Below are 15,321 nucleotides of genomic sequence, written 5' to 3' on the forward strand. Positions count from 1 at the left end.
TCAGTCAGGGCGTTTATTTTTTACCTGTATTAAAGCTGCCTTTCTGGCATATTGTTTTTCCTGTTCAGCGAATAATTCTGCCAGTTGCTTATAGGATTGGAATAGCGCAGGCATCGACGAAACAAACTCCAATCTTTCACGGACATTCACAGGCTTAAGTTTACAATCCTCAATGCGATTGGAGTCTTGATCCAATCCATTCGACTCGAAAAGAAACTGTTTGAATAACTCAATTGCATTCCTCATTACCGGAAGTGCCCGGTCACGATCCCTGTTAGTAAAATGAAGGCTTAGTTCTTTATTGTATTGATTCCATTCACTGAGGATCTTTTCCATTACAGCATTCCTCTCCCAATGAAAATAGTGTTTTTCCTACAATTTGTCCTTCATCCTTTTTTTGCCCTCTCTGCAAACATCAAGCAGTGGACAGGTTTCACATTTGGGATTCTGCGCCTTACAATGATAGCGGCCAAAGAAAATCATCCGGTGATGAGTGATTGACCATTCCTCTTCAGGAATTTTCCTCATCAACGTCTTCTCGACCTCAAGTACCGAATCCTTCCAACGGCAAAAAGCAAGCCGTTTACTGACTCGCTCGACATGGGTATCCACTGCAATGGCGGGAACTCCGAAGGCAACAGAAACAACGACGTTAGCTGTTTTCCGGCCTACACCAGGAAACTTTGTCAATTCATCCCTGTCTGCAGGCACTACTCCACCATAGTCATCGATAAGCAGCTTGCATAGATTTTGGATATTCTTCGCTTTATTACGATAAAGACCAATCGAGCGGATATCCTGCTGCAGTTCCTCCAATGACACGGCCAAAAAATCCTCAGGAGTTTTATATTTTTGAAACAAGTTCTTCGTCACTTTATTGACTAGCGCATCGGTGCATTGAGCTGACAATGCAACCGCAATTACAAGTTCAAATGGATTCGAGTGGACAAGCTCACAGTGTGCATTCGGAAACATCCTTCCCATTTCATCCAGACAGAACCTAATTTGCTGTTTATTTAACATGATTCCTTCACCACATTTCAAATTTTGCTAGCTTACTTTGCTTTAGGTTTTTCGCATACTTTGCTGCTCTCACATTACGAAACGGAACCATGTCGTAACCAGCCCCGATAAAGATAATGAAATGAAAAAAGAGAGAATGATTGTATTCTCTCTGAACGATTACTGTTCAAGCCAGTTATAAAAAGGTACTGGGTTGGCGGAAACTTTAGGCTCTTCCTTCCCTGCCCTTTGCGTGCTCTGATGCTGCCTGAATTTCCTTCCATAACTTTTAGCCTGTTCGATTGTTTTGATTCCATTCTTTTTCCATTCAAAAAGAATCCGGTCTATGTACCGAAAATTCAATTTTCCTGATATCACAGCTTCTCTCAATGCTGCTTTTATGATAATCGGGTCATGGTGGTCATCATCCATCCACATGGCGAGGGATTCACATTCAAACGGCGATAAAGGCCGGCCGAATTCTCTTTCGAACGCGGTATATAAATCTGTTTCTTCCTTCTGCTCCATAAGCTCTTTTTCCTGCTTACGTTTAAGCATGAACTGGTCAAACAGCTTGTCCCACAACGGCTCGAGGGAGTACTTTTCATACCTGATTCCTTCTGTGGAGTTTCCATCGATAATGGAGATAAACCCCCTCTGGATCAGTGCTCGGAGCAAATCAGTACATTCGAAAGCGGATATCGTCATTCGGGCTGCAAGTTCAGTGGGAGTAGGAAAATCATTTCCTTTTTCGGAAAAATAGAAAACATGGAGTAATAATGCCAATTCTTGTTCGCTCAATCTCATTTCTTTGTACTGCGTAAGCAATACTGCAGGAATTGTAACATTCCCTTCTTTCAGCCAATCTAACATATCTGCTTTTTTCATTCCGGACACCTCTTTTCATAGTATAGCATGAACAAGCCCGGCTGGTAATAAAATAGAAAAAGATTAAAAAGGGAAATTAGTCGAAAAATATCGAAAAGGTGACTTAGATTTAACGCTGCAGGCATTTCACTTTCATTCACAAAGCAGGATAAAAAGGCCTAAAACCTGCTAAGAGAAACGGAGAACCGATTCACAGTTCTCCGTCCGCAGATTATGCATGCCTATTAACAAAGTCATGAATTCGGCTGATTGCTTCTTCCAACTGGCTGAGTGATGTGGCGTATGAGAGGCGCATATAGTCCGGAGCCCCAAAGCCAGAGCCTGGTACAACCGCAACATTCGCTTCAGTCAGAAGTTTTTCCGCAAACTCATCGACATCTTTGCAGCCTGTCATCAGTGCAGCTTCTTTAGCATTCGGGAACAAATAAAATGCTCCCTGAGGCTTAATGCAGCTGATCCCTGGAATCTCATTCAATTTAAGGTGAATGACTTCAAGCCTTTCTTCAAAAGCCGAGCGCATCATTTCCACCTCGTCCTGCGACCCGGAGTATGCAGCGATTGTCGCATATTGTGCCGGAGTCGTCGGGTTGGAGGTGCTGTGGCTTGCCAGGTCGGTCATGGCCTTGATGATTTTGCTGTCGCCGGCTGCATAGCCTATTCTCCATCCTGTCATTGAATGGGACTTAGATACACCATTGATGATTATGGTCTGCTTTTTCAACTCTTCTGAAAGCTGTGCGATCGAGATATGTTCTGCATCTCCATAGATCAATTTTTCATAGATTTCATCTGAAATGATCAGGATTCCCTTTTCAAGACAAACATCCCCAAGAGCTTGCAACTCATCTTTCGAATAAACCATCCCCGTAGGATTGCTTGGTGAATTGAGGATGACTGCCTTCGTCTTTTCTGATACCATTTCCTTCAGTTGCGCTGGTGTAATCTTGAAATTGTTCTGTTCAAGACCCTCTACATAGACAGGTTTCCCTCCTGCCAGCTTCACTTGCTCCGGATAGCTGACCCAGTATGGGATCGGTATGATGACCTCATCTCCTTCATCGAGAAGGACTTGGAATAAGGTATACAGCGCATGTTTGGCCCCGCTGGTGACAATGATTTCATTCTGCTTGTAATCCAGGTCTTGATCCGCTTTCAGTTTCGCTGCGATTTCTTTCTTCAATTCAGGAAGCCCGCCTGACGGAGTATATTTTGTGAATCCCTCATTCATGGATTTCACGGCAGCATCGATAATATGCTGTGGTGTATTGAAGTCAGGCTCTCCTGCTCCAAGTCCGATCACATCTTTTCCCTGTGCTTTCAATTCCTTTGCTTTAGCGGTTATCGCCAAAGTTGATGAAGGTGTGAGTGCTCCCACTCTGCCGGCTAACTGAATCTCCATCCTTTTTCCTCCTATAAGTAAATTGTGTTTCATAAAATTCAACATGATGTTGGCACTTTATAAATGGCTGTTTTCGTAAAGATTGTTGTTAAAATCCTAAAGCCGATTTTAACGTGATAATAGCCATTGTGTGTTTCGGTACTAAGTTTGCAAGCTCTTTTCTCATAATAGTCGTGCATTGTGAAAACAATCTTAGGTAATTCAATCCTATTTTGTAGCCAATAGCAACAAAGTTTGAGAAAAGAGCCTTATAAATTATCAATCGCCCTCAGTTTCTCACCTGTCTCAAAGTCGACATAATAATAATTGATGGTTCCACTGTTCTTGCGGTAATAAATTTCCCAGGCCGGCCTGTCCGTCTTTTGGATTCTGGCCATGCCAAGCCTTACAGCGATGATTTCATCAGGATTCTTTTCCTGATATAGTTTATTTAAAGCTTCTTTTTTCGTGATTCCATTTTTGGCATTTCTCGTGATCAATTCACCATTTTTTTCATTGATCCAGACATAAACGTCTTCCTGCTTTGCATTTTTCCCTGTCAAGACGTAATAGGTTTCCTCACCACTGTACAGGTTGAAGTCAGTGAAATCAGACAGGTTCGTTTCCTTCGCTGCAATTTCAACAGCCTTGTTTTCTGCTGCATTTACTGGCTCTATCGCATTCAAGTAAACATTCACCAGGATTCCCATGATGATTGCCACAAAGAGTACACTTAGTAAAATCCACTTTTTCACATGTATCCCTTCTTTATGTAAGCTCACTTCACCGCTCTTCTATTGAACAAACGGCAAAATAAAAGATATTGTTTTAATTAGGTACGGTAAATGGTAAAGACTGCTTTCTCGTTATCCTCCTGGTCCAAAGCCAGACCAAACATAAGGTCATCACGTTTCAAGGACCTGTTAAGGGCATCGACTATTTTATAAAGATCCGGACTGTTTTGGACCTTAACCGTGGAAATGATTTCAATTTTGCTTTCCATCCTGTTACTCTCTCCCTGCACATTTTTTGACAATTATAGAACAGCAATAAGCTGCAAACAATACAATTAACACCACTCATTATATCAGGAGATGGTCTGCACTGTAAGGATAAGAACATAATCAAACAAAAATTTTCTATCCCACACATCAAAAATGACTGCGCAGTTTATGCGCAGTTTTTATTCTTCGCCCATAATCGTAATCACATCATAAGTCGACTGTGTGAACTTTATTGTAACAGTACCATGTTGTTTTGTGAAATAAACATCAATCCAGGCTTCATGGAGCATTTCAACTAAATCCGGATCAGGTTTTATCACATTTGATTTAAAAATAATGGCTAATTGGGGATCCATATGCTCGATCAATAAATCTGAGAATGATCCTCTAGCCGCATAAGCGGGCATTTTAATGATATTGACATTCTTTAAGGGTTCACCAAGGAAAGCCTGCTCCGATTGATGGCTTGTGGAAGTGATATAAAAAATCTGATGGTGGAAAAATTGAAAAGAAATATCTGTCCCCTCAGTTTCTTCACTTCCATCGAAGATAACTTCTGCGGTCAAACCCGGTAAAAGCTTGCGCAAATCGCCCCGTTCCCATTTTTCCACCTTTACGCTTGCAGGAATGTCCATATCAATTAGGGCAGTTGCGCCTGCTTGTCCAGTCACAATTTTGCCAGCATTGTATTTCCGGACAACCTCACCAAGGTTTTCCTTTCCCGAACCAGATGTCAAGATCACTGTAGAGATATTTTTTACGTGAAAGAGCGCGAGAAGCCTTTCAAGCTCTTTCATCGTGCCCTTTCCACCTGTGTTCACCAGGATATTCTCGCCAGTAGCATACTGGACCAGCGCAGCCTCACCATCACTCAAAGCCAGAAAAGTGAATGCCAGTTCGTCCCTTTTGAGATTGACATCAACCCCTTCCACCTCGACAGGAGCTGAAGGAGATTCGTAAGGGATATAATACCAATTCATGAAGGCAAGGATTGCCAATATCAGCTTCATATACACTCCTCCAATTACTTCTAGCTTTAGAGTGCTTCATTTAGCTGAAAATATAAAAAGACTTTTAAAAAGTTATCTCGGTGATTGTGCAACTGATTTTTCGTTCCTGCCACTCGGCAACCCTCATGTCTGATGAATGAAGACTTATATCATATTGATGTAGCGATTACAGCCAGCGGTGAATCAAATCGACAATTTCAGTTATTGATTTTTCCTCGACCGGTACGTCAGCAACTGAACTTAAAAAGGCATCCCCGTATTTTGTTGTTACGAGTCTCCTGTCAAATACAAAAATAAGGCCTCGATCATCGGAAGTGCGAATCAGCCTTCCAAAACCCTGCTTGAATCGAAGAATCGCCTCCGGCAAGGATAGCTCAGAAAACGGGTTTCCACCATTCTCTTTTATCAACCCGGATTTTGCAGCAGTAAGCGGTTCGTTCGGAGGTGAAAAAGGAAGCCGGACGATGATCAAGCATGAAAGATCCTCACCTGGTATATCCACACCCTCCCAGAAGCTGCTCGTTCCAAACAGGATTGCTTTATCGAAACGCTTGAAATTCCTGGTCAACCTGGTCCGGCTGCCTCCAGTAATCCCCTGGGCAATCAAAACAAAATCCTCGAGAAGTCCGCTTTCCTTGATCAGATTGTATGTCTTTTTCAGCATTTCATTTGAAGTGAACAAAATCAGCATCCTGCCCTTGGTTGCTTCAGCAATCGAGATTATATGTTCAGTAATGGCGGCAACATAGTCATCATCAGAAACAGATTTGATATCCGGCAAGTCATCCGGGACCACGAGCTTCACTTGTGTCCGGTAGGAGAAAGGTGATGGAATCTGCTTCTCAACCAGTACTTGCTTCAATCCTAATTCCCTTTTTATGAACCTGAATGAATGGTTAACAGCTAAAGTGGCTGATGTTACGACCACACTTCTCTTCTTTGAGAAAAATTGTCCTTCAAGATACTCGGAAACATCGACCGGACGGGAAAAGATGGTCGTTGAATTTTGCATTGACCTTGTATCCGCTTCAATCCACCGTACATATCTGTTTTCATCTGTGAAAAGGCTTTTTGCCGTGCTGCGGATCTGTTCTAGATCTTCCTTGACTTGAACTACTTCCTCGAGTAATGCCATCTGCCCTGTTGAAAAACGATCCGGCCTTTTACGTGCATCTTCAAGTCTTTTTTCAAGGGCTTCGACAAGATCCCTAAGATGGAAATAAAATCTTTCTGCAGTTGTGCGCAATGCCATCCATGTACGATTTTCCCTGTCAGGAATCATGCTGGCATGGATTTTACTCCCTGAATTTTTATTCTTCATCGCTTTCCTAGCATAGGAACCTGCAAGCTTGAAAAGATCCTCAGTCTCGTAGAGCAAATCGGATATCAATTGATTGATCTCGAAGGTATGATGCCGATCGGCACTGAGTACACTACCATCGTTCAGCAGGGATTCAAGCTTATAAAACAGCTGATTTTGTTCGTACAGACCGATTTGATTCAGCACCAGCCTGACAGACATATAATCAAGCGTCTTGCCAAAATACTTGCCAGCTGCCTTTTCGAATTGATGCCCTTCATCAAGGACGACATGTTCATAATCCGGCAAAGGTCCTTTTTCTGACACCAGGTCGGCAAGAAGCATCGAATGATTGGTAATCAGAAGATCAGCATTTTGCGCTTTTTCGATTGCCCTTTGATAAAAGTCATATGTCTCCCAGTGCTTTGTCTTGATGAAGATGGAACGCTCATTCTTCACTTTGTTCCAGTAAAGTGTTCCTCCACTCGACAAATTCAGTTCGTCATAGTCACCAGTTTCTGTCTGGGTCAGCCAGACAAGAATTTGCATCTTAGTTAGGGCTGTATCATAATTTTCTTCTATTTCCCTCAGAGACTGCTCAAAGCGTGCCATACTGATATAGTGGTTCTTCCCTTTTATCAGCGATATTTTCATTGCTGCTCCAAGTGCTTTGTTCAGTTTAGGGACATCATTCGTAAGCAGCTGCTCCTGCAGCTGGGTGGTATATGTACTGATGACTACACGTTGATTGCTTTCAAGTGAAAATACAGCGGCGGGGATCAAGTAACCAAGTGTCTTTCCAACTCCGGTACCAGCCTCGACCAATGCATGCCCGCTCTTGCGGAAAGAATCATACACAAGATCCATCAACTCAAATTGCCCTTGCCTTATTTCATAATCGCTAAAAGCTTTTTGAAGCAGGGCTTTTTTCTCTTCCTGTGTTTCAGGATATTCAATGGGCTTGGACCCGGTATTTTCAATGATTGGTCTCTTTCTTATGGCGATCCCACGGAAAACTTCAAGATGCTCTGGCAAATGCTCGATCCGGCTTTCCTTGATATTCAAAGTGTCATCAAATATCAAATGGAGATCGCTTTTCAGTCCTTCTGAAAGCTTTGCCAGCTCTCTGATCGTTACGACAGGAAGCGATTTAACAGCATCCAGCATAATCAACAGAAGCTCCGCTGTCACCTGGGCATCACTATCTGCTTGATGAGGACGGTCGTGTTTAAGATCTTCTCTCGCTGCAAGGTCTGTCAATTTAAAGCTGTCGGCAGTCGGATACAAAATCCTCGCCATTTCCACTGTATCTATAACAGGACCATAAAAACCTTCCTGGCCTGCATTTAATAATTCTTCCTGGAGAAAGGAAAGGTCGAATAATACATTATGAGCCACAAAATATGCATCTTCAAGCATGTCAGAAACCTGTGGAGCGATTTCCTCGAATAATGGAGCTTCCTTAACCATGGAATCAGAAATGCCTGTCAGCTCTTCAATAAAAACGGGTATTTTCTGCAATGGATTGACCAGAGAAGAGAACCGGCCTGTAATTCGGCCATGCTCAACCACAACTGCTCCAAACTGTATAATCCGGTCACCTTTTTTTGGAGAATTACCCGTAGTCTCTAAATCGACCACAACAAATTTTTGGCTCATTTTTCAATACACCTCTAACATTCAGTCAAACAAAACCGTATCACAAAAAATATGAAAGTGAAAGCAGGAGCTTACGTGTTTTTCTGGAGTTGCTTTGGCAAACTTCGCTGCTTTCAGTATTTAATAGTTAAAAATGTTTAATGTTCTTGATTATCAACTTACAACGTGGAAACAATCTTTCTTTAATCCACCTTGTCCCTCTTAATCCTAGTATCACCAATATTATATCTTTATGTCATAATACAGATTGTTTACATGCAATAAGGATCAGGAGTATATGTATGAAAAAACTCCCGATGCTCGGGAGTTTTCTGGCTCTATAGAAATACCGTTTTCTCTGGTTCAGCATGGATCATTTCAACGATCCGGTTGTTTTCATCCATCAGTGCAACTTTTGGCTGATGGGTCGCTACCTTCTCTTCAGGTATGAGCGCATACGAAATGATGATGACAACATCGCCTTCATGGACAAGACGGGCTGCTGCTCCATTCAGACATACAACCCCGCTGCCTCTTTCCCCAGGAATGATGTATGTTTCGAAACGTGCTCCATTATTATTATTGACGATTTGTACCTTTTCGTTAGGAACCATACCGACTGCGTCAAGTATATCGCTGTCGATTGTGATGCTGCCTACATAATTCAAATTAGCTTCAGTTACTCTTGCACGATGTATTTTACCGTTCATCATGGTGCGGAACATGGAATGTAATCCCCCTATTAAAGTTATTCTACATTTAAAATGATATTGTCAATCAGTCTGGCTTTGGTAAACTTGACTGCCATCGCGATGATGACTCTCCCTGTCAATGTCTCTAGGGACTGCAGCTCTGGATAGGAATAGATTTCAATATAATCCACTATTCCTGTCGTATTTTCGTTAATATGGTTCTTCATCATATCGGCAAGCTTGGCTGGATTCCGCTCACCGCTCTCCACGGCGGCTTTTGCCAAAAGAAGACTTCTGATAAGCTCTGGTGCCTGTTCTCTTTCCTGTTCACTCAGATAGACATTCCGTGAGCTTTTGGCAAGCCCATCCTCTTCCCTGACAGTATCGACCGGAATCAATTCAATCGGGAAATTGAAATCCTGGACCAAACCTTCAACCACAGCGACCTGCTGGGCATCCTTCAGGCCAAAATAAGCCCTTGAAGGCTGAACGATATTGAAAAGCTTGATCAACACCGTTGCAACGCCATCAAAATGCCCGGGTCTGGATTTGCCGCAAAGTACATTCGTCCTGTCAACAACGGACACTTTAACCGAAGCATTATTCGGATACATTTCTTCTGCTGAAGGATAGAAGATATAATCTACCCCTTCTGTTTCGGCAATCCTGTGATCACGTTCAAAATCACGCGGATATGCATCCAGATCCTCATTAGGGCCGAATTGGAGAGGATTCACGAAAATGCTCAGGACCACTACATCATTTTCATGCCTGGCCCTTTTCATCAAGGACATATGCCCTTCATGAAGGAATCCCATGGTAGGCACGTAGCCAATGCTGCTGCCTTCAGACTTTAATTTTTGCATTTCTTGCTGCATTTCGGTAATCGTACTGATGATTTTCATTCTCTTCCTCCGTACAATGCCTGCAATTCTTCTTCTTTCATCGTAAATGTATGCTTATCTTCCGGGAATTCTTTAAGTCTCACTTCGGAAACATAGGCACCAAGCCCCGCAGTAATTTGTTCATTCACATTTGTATATTGTTTCACGAATTTTGGGACACGGTCCACTCCATACGTGATGATGTCATGATAGACAAGCACCTGGCCGTCGACTTCTGCGCCAGCTCCAATACCGATTGTCGGGATTGAAAGACTTTTGCTGATCTGTTCAGCAAGCTGCTTCGGCACACACTCGAGCACTACGGCAAACGCCCCTGCTTCTTCACATTTTTTCGCATCCTCCATCAGCTTTTTGGCGGCGTCCGCACTTTTCCCCTGGACTTTGTATCCGCCAAGTACACCAACAGATTGTGGTGTCAGGCCAAGGTGTGCAACAACCGGCACTCCTGCTTTCGTAAGTGCGCTGATATGATCGATGACCTCGTCAGCACCCTCCAGTTTCACAGCATTCGCTCCAGTCTCCTGCATGATCCTGGCACCATTTATTAATGTGTCTTTGATTGACAGATGATAGCTCATAAATGGCAAATCGACAACAATGAATGTATTGCCTGCTCCGCGCCTGACGGCTTTTGAATGGTGAATCATATCCTCCATCGTCACTGGAATTGTGGAATCATATCCCAGCACGACCATGCCCAATGAGTCTCCAACGAGAATCATGTCAGCTTCTGCCTGTTCAGCATGCTTTGCTGAAGGGTAGTCGTAGGCTGTCACCATGACAATCTTGCTGTCATTTTGCTTCATTTTCAAGAAATCTGTTGTTTGTTTCATTTCCATTCCTCCTTTTCTGAAGAGGAGATAAAACAATCCATCAATGCGAGACACTAAAAAAGGACCCATCTATTCCAGAAGGACCCTTTGAAAGCCTGCACTTGTTTCATCCCTCTGTCCCAGTCCGCAATTGGATCCAGGCAGAACTATTCTTATTTTATCATCACTCCAGGTGCAGTTCTCTCGATACCGCCCAGATTGATTATAGCAAAAGTGTGCTTTTTTGGCTACATAATGGAATTATCCCTCAATTTTGATATCTGCAGAATAAATATGGTGGAGCTCTCCGGCAGAATCTTCAATCAAGAGAACTCCATCTTCAGTGATCCCTGTGGCTTTTCCCTTGATTTCCCCCGTAATCGTGCGGGCAATGATCTGTTTGCCAATACTGACCGCATAACTTTCCCACATCAATTTTATCGGCAAAAATCCTTTTTCCAAATAAAGAGAATAAAGTTTCTCCAATTTCTCGAGAATTGCCCTGATCAATTCTTCCCTGTCTATCATCCTGTCTGTCTCGATCGCCAGAGAAGAGGCGATTGGCCGTATTTCTTCAGGAAAATCTTCTTCCTGAGAATTGACATTGATGCCAATCCCGATAATCACAGAATGGATCCGGTCTGACTCCGCCTGAAGTTCGGTAAGGATCCCGGTAATCTTTTTTCCATTTATCATGATATCGTTTGGCCATTTTATTTCAGGCAATAAACCAGTCACTGCTTCTATGGCCTGTACGACTCCTACAGCAGTGATCAATGTAAGCTGCGGTGCTTTCGGGATTGGGATTTTTGGGCGGAGGATCATGCTCATCCAGATTCCCGTGTATTTAGGTGAATGCCATTTACGGTCCATTCTCCCTCTGCCCGCTGTTTGCTCTTCCGCGATGACGACGGTTCCTTCTACGGCGTTTTCATAAGCCAGTTTATAGGCAATTTTTTGGGTCGACTCCACGCTATCATGGTAGTGGAGATTCCTGCCCAGCTTCTCTGTCTTCAAGCCAAGGGTAATTTTATCTGCTGTCATGTCTGGAGGAATCGAAACAATCTTGTAGCCTTTCCTTCTTACGGCCTCAAAACGGAACCCTTCCTTGCGAAGTTCCTCGATCTGTTTCCACACTGCTGTCCTGGAACAGCCGGCAATGTCTGCCAACTTTTGTCCAGATAAATACTCTGATTCATTATTGGTAAAAGCATCGATCAATTTTTTCCTGATTTCTGATTGGACGCGTTCAGCCATTCCTTTATTTTCTCCTTCTCATTTGGGACTTTGCCATAGATTACAGCTTGTTCGATTTCATCAAGGGTTACCCGCAGCCATGGTCCAGGCTGTTTATCCATCCATGCCATAACATCGTTCCCTGAGACAACTAATTGCTGACGATTCTTGATAGGCAGCATGTCAAACAATTTAATCAGCCCCTCTGGATTATTGACTAGGGCATGAAGGGTGCCAAATACTTTTTCCGCACTGATGGCTTTATCCAAACCGGCCTTATAGATTGATTTTAGATCCCAATCATTTTCCATACGGTACAAAAGCCATGAATGGATCTGTATATACCTCTTGATTTTTTGCACCGGGAGCTTCCATTCCCTCAGGAAACTATCAATTTCTTTTCCTGACAGCCCTAAGTCAAATAAGAGCAGTACCCACAACTCCGCAAGTTCAAGTTCAGAGGTTACATGTGATGAAAAACTCATCAGATGTCCATTCTTCCTTTTCAAGCCAGGCAAAAACTGTGACATGCCGCTGTTAGCCAGCAGCTGGATTGCCTCGACTCTTGCCGGTCCCATCATCAATTTCTCGAATTCGACTAATTTTCGTTCGACAGCTATGTTGTTGAGCAGATGGCTGTTTGCCGCCAGCGATTCGTACGTCTGCTGCTCGATGGAAAAGGATAACTGGGACTGGAACCTGACTGCCCTCAGCATCCTTAAAGCATCTTCACCAAAACGCTCATCCGGATTCCCTACAGTGACAATCATCTTTCGGTCGATTGCTTCCTTTCCTGCGAAAGGATCGATGATCTGGCCATCTTTATCCATTGCCATGGCATTCATTGTGAAGTCGCGGCGCTGAAGGTCCTCCTTCAGAGAGCGGATAAAAGAAACGCTATCAGGTCTTCGAAAGTCAGTATAGTCTGCTTCAGATCGAAATGTGGTAACTTCATAATGGTTCCCCCCGTGGTGGACCAGAATGGTACCATGTTCAATCCCCACATCAGCGGTCTTCGGGAAAATACGCTTCATTTCCTCTGGCAAAGCGGAAGTAGCAATGTCGACGTCAGCTATAGAACGGCCAAGAAGGTGGTCCCTTACAGATCCACCGACAAAATAAGCCTCAAATCCAGCTTCTTCAATCAATTCAAGTACTGGTATTGCCTCTTTAAATGGATTTTGAATCATCTTCATCATTCTCCAGCAGGCTGTAATAAATATTTTCATATTCTGACACGATTTGTTCAGCGCTGAAATCCCTTTCCGCTCGATGCAGTGAATTCGCCGCAAAACGTTTATGGGCCTCCTGGTCCGAAAGGATTGCCACCGCTTTTTCGGTGATTTCAGCTATATTTCCCAGCTCACAAATATAGCCTGTCTCACCATCGACAATGACTTCGGGAATGCCGCCGACATTTGTTCCGATACAAGGCACACCGCAAGCCATTGCTTCGAGAGCTACGAGGCCAAAGCTTTCTTTTTCTGATAAAAGAAGCATTAAGTCACTCAATGAATATAGTTCCTCTACCCTTTCCTGCTTTCCAAGCAGCAACACTCTATCCCGTATACCCAGCTCACTTGCCAGGCTGCATACCTTCTTCATTTCAGGACCATCCCCGACAAGCAAAAGTTTCGCAGGAAGCTTCTCGGCAATCCCCGCAAAAGCCTTGATCACATCGGTCACTCTTTTAACAGGCCGGAAGTTGGAAACGTGGATGATGACTTTTTCATCAGGGAGAATCCCATACTCATCCCTGAGGTCGGAAGAGTCCACCCTTTTATTGACGCGAGTATCGATAAAATTATACACACAGTCTATCTCTTTCTTTGGTTTGATTAAATCATAGGTTTGCTTAATCAATGATTCAGAAACAGCCGTCACATAATCAGACTTTTCGATCCCGAATCGGATGGCGTCCGTAAGTGATGGGTCATAACCAAGCACGGTAATGTCGGTACCGTGGAGGGTTGTGACAATCTTCAAATCCCTTCCGCTCATCTGCCGTGCCAGGATCGCGCAGACAGCGTGCGGAATGGCATAATGCACATGCAGGACATCTAGGTTCTCCAATACCGCCACCTCAGCTATTTTACTTGCCAGCGCTATATCATATGGAGGATATTGAAAGACAGAGTACTGATTGACTTCGACCTCATGCGAATAAATATTTCGATACATCTTTTTCAGCCGGAAAGGAAGACTTGAGGATATGAAATGGATTTCATGGCCCTTTTCTGCCAGCAGCTTTCCAAGCTCAGTTGCGACAACACCTGAACCTCCTACTGTCGGATAACAGGTGATGCCAATTTTAAGTTTCTTCATTTTTCTTCCCCTAACAAATCGTGATGGATCAGAAGCGGTTTTTTTGACATGAAGCCTTCTGCGAAACTCACGCCAGCTTCCTTGCCGAATAACCTTTCCCGCGCCTCAACAGTTTCAATATAACCATTCACAAGCGGTGTCTCGAAAGTAGAATCACCCTTTTTGAACTGGCTTTCATAAGCATTGAGGGCATCAATTTTCTTATCGATGAAATCGGACACGTCCACAACAAAATCCGGCTTATGAAAACCATTGATCATATAGAAATATAAAGCTTTCGGCCTGTGTGCATCCAGTCCCGATCCTTCATCATATTTTCGTACGGCTGCCGAAAAGACCGCCTCCTCGACAAGGCGCGCACAGCTGCCATGGTCAGGATGACGGTCATCAAAATAGGGTGCGAACACCAATTCCGGGCGATTCCGCCTAATCACTCTAACGATTTCCTTTATGTATTCATCCTTTAGGAACAGTCCTCTATCCGGGAGGCCGAGTGTTACCCTCTCCTGGACTCCAAGAATCTCCGCAGCCTGTTTCGCTTCTTGCTTCCTTATTTCGACTGTCCCATTTGAAGACATTTCCGCTTTGGTTAAATCACAAATTCCGATTATTCTTCCATTATCAGCATATTTGGCTATCGTTCCGCCCATTCCGATTTCCACATCATCCGCGTGGGCGCCAAAAGCCAGAATATCAATCTTGCTTGCTGCCATTTTCATCACCAGATTTCTCTTTCACTAGGGTTCTCCAATCAAGATCCCCCCGTTCGATACCTTTCACCAATATTTCAGCCGTCCCCATATTGGTAGCCAGTGGGACTGCGTATACATCACATAGACGGACGAGCGCAGTGACATCAGGTTCATGCGGCTGTGCAGTCAGCGGATCCCTGAAGAAAAAAACAGCGTCCATTTGATCGTTCGCAATCCTTGCGCCGATTTCCTGGTCTCCTCCCAGCGGCCCTGACTGGAATCTCTGAACCTTCAAACCGGTTGCTTCAATGATCCTCAAGCCAGTGGTGCCTGTCGCGAACAATGTATGATTCTCAAAGATATCCTTGTATGCGACCGTAAAACCTACTAAATCATCCTTCTTCTTATCATGGGCGATTAAGGCAATATTCATAAGTTC

General features: G+C 43.6%; 16 protein-coding genes. All 16 read right to left on the bottom strand.

The window, feature by feature from the left end:
* Positions 1–336: a YpoC family protein gene (locus ACNAZ4_RS20240; RefSeq protein WP_415817516.1), complete on the bottom strand. Its 336-nt coding sequence runs from the start codon at positions 334–336 to the stop codon at positions 1–3.
* Positions 337–372: 36 nt separating this feature from the next.
* Entirely contained in the window at positions 373–1,023 is a 651-nt protein-coding gene (gene nth, locus ACNAZ4_RS20245) for an endonuclease III (RefSeq protein WP_415817518.1), read from the bottom strand.
* A gap of 159 nt (positions 1,024–1,182) precedes the next feature.
* On the bottom strand, positions 1,183–1,890 hold the full coding sequence (locus tag ACNAZ4_RS20250; RefSeq protein ID WP_415817520.1) for a DnaD domain-containing protein: 708 nt from the start codon (positions 1,888–1,890) through the stop codon (positions 1,183–1,185).
* Positions 1,891–2,101: 211 nt separating this feature from the next.
* Positions 2,102–3,283 (bottom strand): pyridoxal phosphate-dependent aminotransferase, encoded by a 1,182-nt coding sequence (locus ACNAZ4_RS20255; protein WP_415817663.1) that lies wholly within the window; start codon positions 3,281–3,283, stop codon positions 2,102–2,104.
* A gap of 254 nt (positions 3,284–3,537) precedes the next feature.
* Positions 3,538–4,023 carry a cell wall elongation regulator TseB-like domain-containing protein gene (locus ACNAZ4_RS20260; RefSeq protein WP_415817523.1) on the bottom strand — a complete coding sequence of 162 codons (486 nt, stop codon included), beginning with the start codon at positions 4,021–4,023 and terminating at the stop codon, positions 3,538–3,540.
* 77 nt (positions 4,024–4,100) lie between these two features.
* Positions 4,101–4,271 (bottom strand): YpmA family protein, encoded by a 171-nt coding sequence (locus ACNAZ4_RS20265; RefSeq protein ID WP_415817525.1) that lies wholly within the window; start codon positions 4,269–4,271, stop codon positions 4,101–4,103.
* A gap of 180 nt (positions 4,272–4,451) precedes the next feature.
* Positions 4,452–5,282, bottom strand: coding sequence for a ComEC/Rec2 family competence protein (locus ACNAZ4_RS20270; protein WP_415817527.1), 831 nt, complete (start codon positions 5,280–5,282; stop codon positions 4,452–4,454).
* 166 nt (positions 5,283–5,448) lie between these two features.
* Positions 5,449–8,241 (bottom strand): ATP-dependent DNA helicase DinG, encoded by a 2,793-nt coding sequence (dinG, locus tag ACNAZ4_RS20275; protein WP_415817529.1) that lies wholly within the window; start codon positions 8,239–8,241, stop codon positions 5,449–5,451.
* 317 nt (positions 8,242–8,558) lie between these two features.
* The gene (gene panD, locus ACNAZ4_RS20280) at positions 8,559–8,945 is read right to left on the bottom strand and encodes an aspartate 1-decarboxylase (RefSeq protein ID WP_079509528.1); all 387 of its coding nucleotides are present in this window, start codon (positions 8,943–8,945) and stop codon (positions 8,559–8,561) included.
* 23 nt (positions 8,946–8,968) lie between these two features.
* Positions 8,969–9,817, bottom strand: coding sequence for a pantoate--beta-alanine ligase (gene panC, locus ACNAZ4_RS20285; protein WP_415817532.1), 849 nt, complete (start codon positions 9,815–9,817; stop codon positions 8,969–8,971).
* Positions 9,814–10,650, bottom strand: a complete 837-nt coding sequence (gene panB / locus ACNAZ4_RS20290; protein ID WP_415817534.1) for a 3-methyl-2-oxobutanoate hydroxymethyltransferase — start codon at positions 10,648–10,650, stop codon at positions 9,814–9,816. Before panB ends, panC begins: the two co-directional genes overlap by 4 nt.
* A gap of 240 nt (positions 10,651–10,890) precedes the next feature.
* Complete coding sequence (locus ACNAZ4_RS20295) at positions 10,891–11,886, bottom strand: biotin--[acetyl-CoA-carboxylase] ligase (RefSeq protein ID WP_415817536.1); 996 nt, start codon at positions 11,884–11,886, stop codon at positions 10,891–10,893.
* Positions 11,847–13,055 (bottom strand): CCA tRNA nucleotidyltransferase, encoded by a 1,209-nt coding sequence (locus ACNAZ4_RS20300; RefSeq protein ID WP_415817538.1) that lies wholly within the window; start codon positions 13,053–13,055, stop codon positions 11,847–11,849. The genes ACNAZ4_RS20295 and ACNAZ4_RS20300 overlap by 40 nt, the downstream gene beginning before the upstream one ends.
* Positions 13,036–14,190 carry an N-acetyl-alpha-D-glucosaminyl L-malate synthase BshA gene (gene bshA, locus ACNAZ4_RS20305; RefSeq protein WP_415817540.1) on the bottom strand — a complete coding sequence of 385 codons (1,155 nt, stop codon included), beginning with the start codon at positions 14,188–14,190 and terminating at the stop codon, positions 13,036–13,038. Before bshA ends, ACNAZ4_RS20300 begins: the two co-directional genes overlap by 20 nt.
* Entirely contained in the window at positions 14,187–14,903 is a 717-nt protein-coding gene (bshB1, locus tag ACNAZ4_RS20310) for a bacillithiol biosynthesis deacetylase BshB1 (protein ID WP_415817665.1), read from the bottom strand. Before bshB1 ends, bshA begins: the two co-directional genes overlap by 4 nt.
* The gene (gene mgsA, locus ACNAZ4_RS20315; protein WP_415817542.1) at positions 14,884–15,315 is read right to left on the bottom strand and encodes a methylglyoxal synthase; all 432 of its coding nucleotides are present in this window, start codon (positions 15,313–15,315) and stop codon (positions 14,884–14,886) included. Before mgsA ends, bshB1 begins: the two co-directional genes overlap by 20 nt.
* Positions 15,316–15,321: the final 6 nt, after the last annotated feature.

It is taken from the genome of Mesobacillus thioparans, from assembly GCF_965138835.1.
Classification (GTDB): Bacteria; Bacillota; Bacilli; order Bacillales; family Cytobacillaceae; genus Mesobacillus; species Mesobacillus thioparans.

Coding starts and splice junctions, on each gene's coding strand:
- ACNAZ4_RS20240 (WP_415817516.1), bottom strand. CDS start 336: ATGGAAAAGATCCTCAGTGAATGGAATCAATACAATAAAGAACTAAGC.
- nth (WP_415817518.1), bottom strand. CDS start 1,023: ATGTTAAATAAACAGCAAATTAGGTTCTGTCTGGATGAAATGGGAAGG.
- ACNAZ4_RS20250 (WP_415817520.1), bottom strand. CDS start 1,890: ATGAAAAAAGCAGATATGTTAGATTGGCTGAAAGAAGGGAATGTTACA.
- ACNAZ4_RS20265 (WP_415817525.1), bottom strand. CDS start 4,271: ATGGAAAGCAAAATTGAAATCATTTCCACGGTTAAGGTCCAAAACAGT.
- ACNAZ4_RS20270 (WP_415817527.1), bottom strand. CDS start 5,282: ATGAAGCTGATATTGGCAATCCTTGCCTTCATGAATTGGTATTATATC.
- dinG (WP_415817529.1), bottom strand. CDS start 8,241: ATGAGCCAAAAATTTGTTGTGGTCGATTTAGAGACTACGGGTAATTCT.
- panD (WP_079509528.1), bottom strand. CDS start 8,945: ATGTTCCGCACCATGATGAACGGTAAAATACATCGTGCAAGAGTAACT.
- panC (WP_415817532.1), bottom strand. CDS start 9,817: ATGAAAATCATCAGTACGATTACCGAAATGCAGCAAGAAATGCAAAAA.
- panB (WP_415817534.1), bottom strand. CDS start 10,650: ATGAAACAAACAACAGATTTCTTGAAAATGAAGCAAAATGACAGCAAG.
- ACNAZ4_RS20295 (WP_415817536.1), bottom strand. CDS start 11,886: ATGGCTGAACGCGTCCAATCAGAAATCAGGAAAAAATTGATCGATGCT.
- ACNAZ4_RS20300 (WP_415817538.1), bottom strand. CDS start 13,055: ATGATTCAAAATCCATTTAAAGAGGCAATACCAGTACTTGAATTGATT.
- bshA (WP_415817540.1), bottom strand. CDS start 14,190: ATGAAGAAACTTAAAATTGGCATCACCTGTTATCCGACAGTAGGAGGT.
- bshB1 (WP_415817665.1), bottom strand. CDS start 14,903: ATGGCAGCAAGCAAGATTGATATTCTGGCTTTTGGCGCCCACGCGGAT.
- mgsA (WP_415817542.1), bottom strand. CDS start 15,315: ATGAATATTGCCTTAATCGCCCATGATAAGAAGAAGGATGATTTAGTA.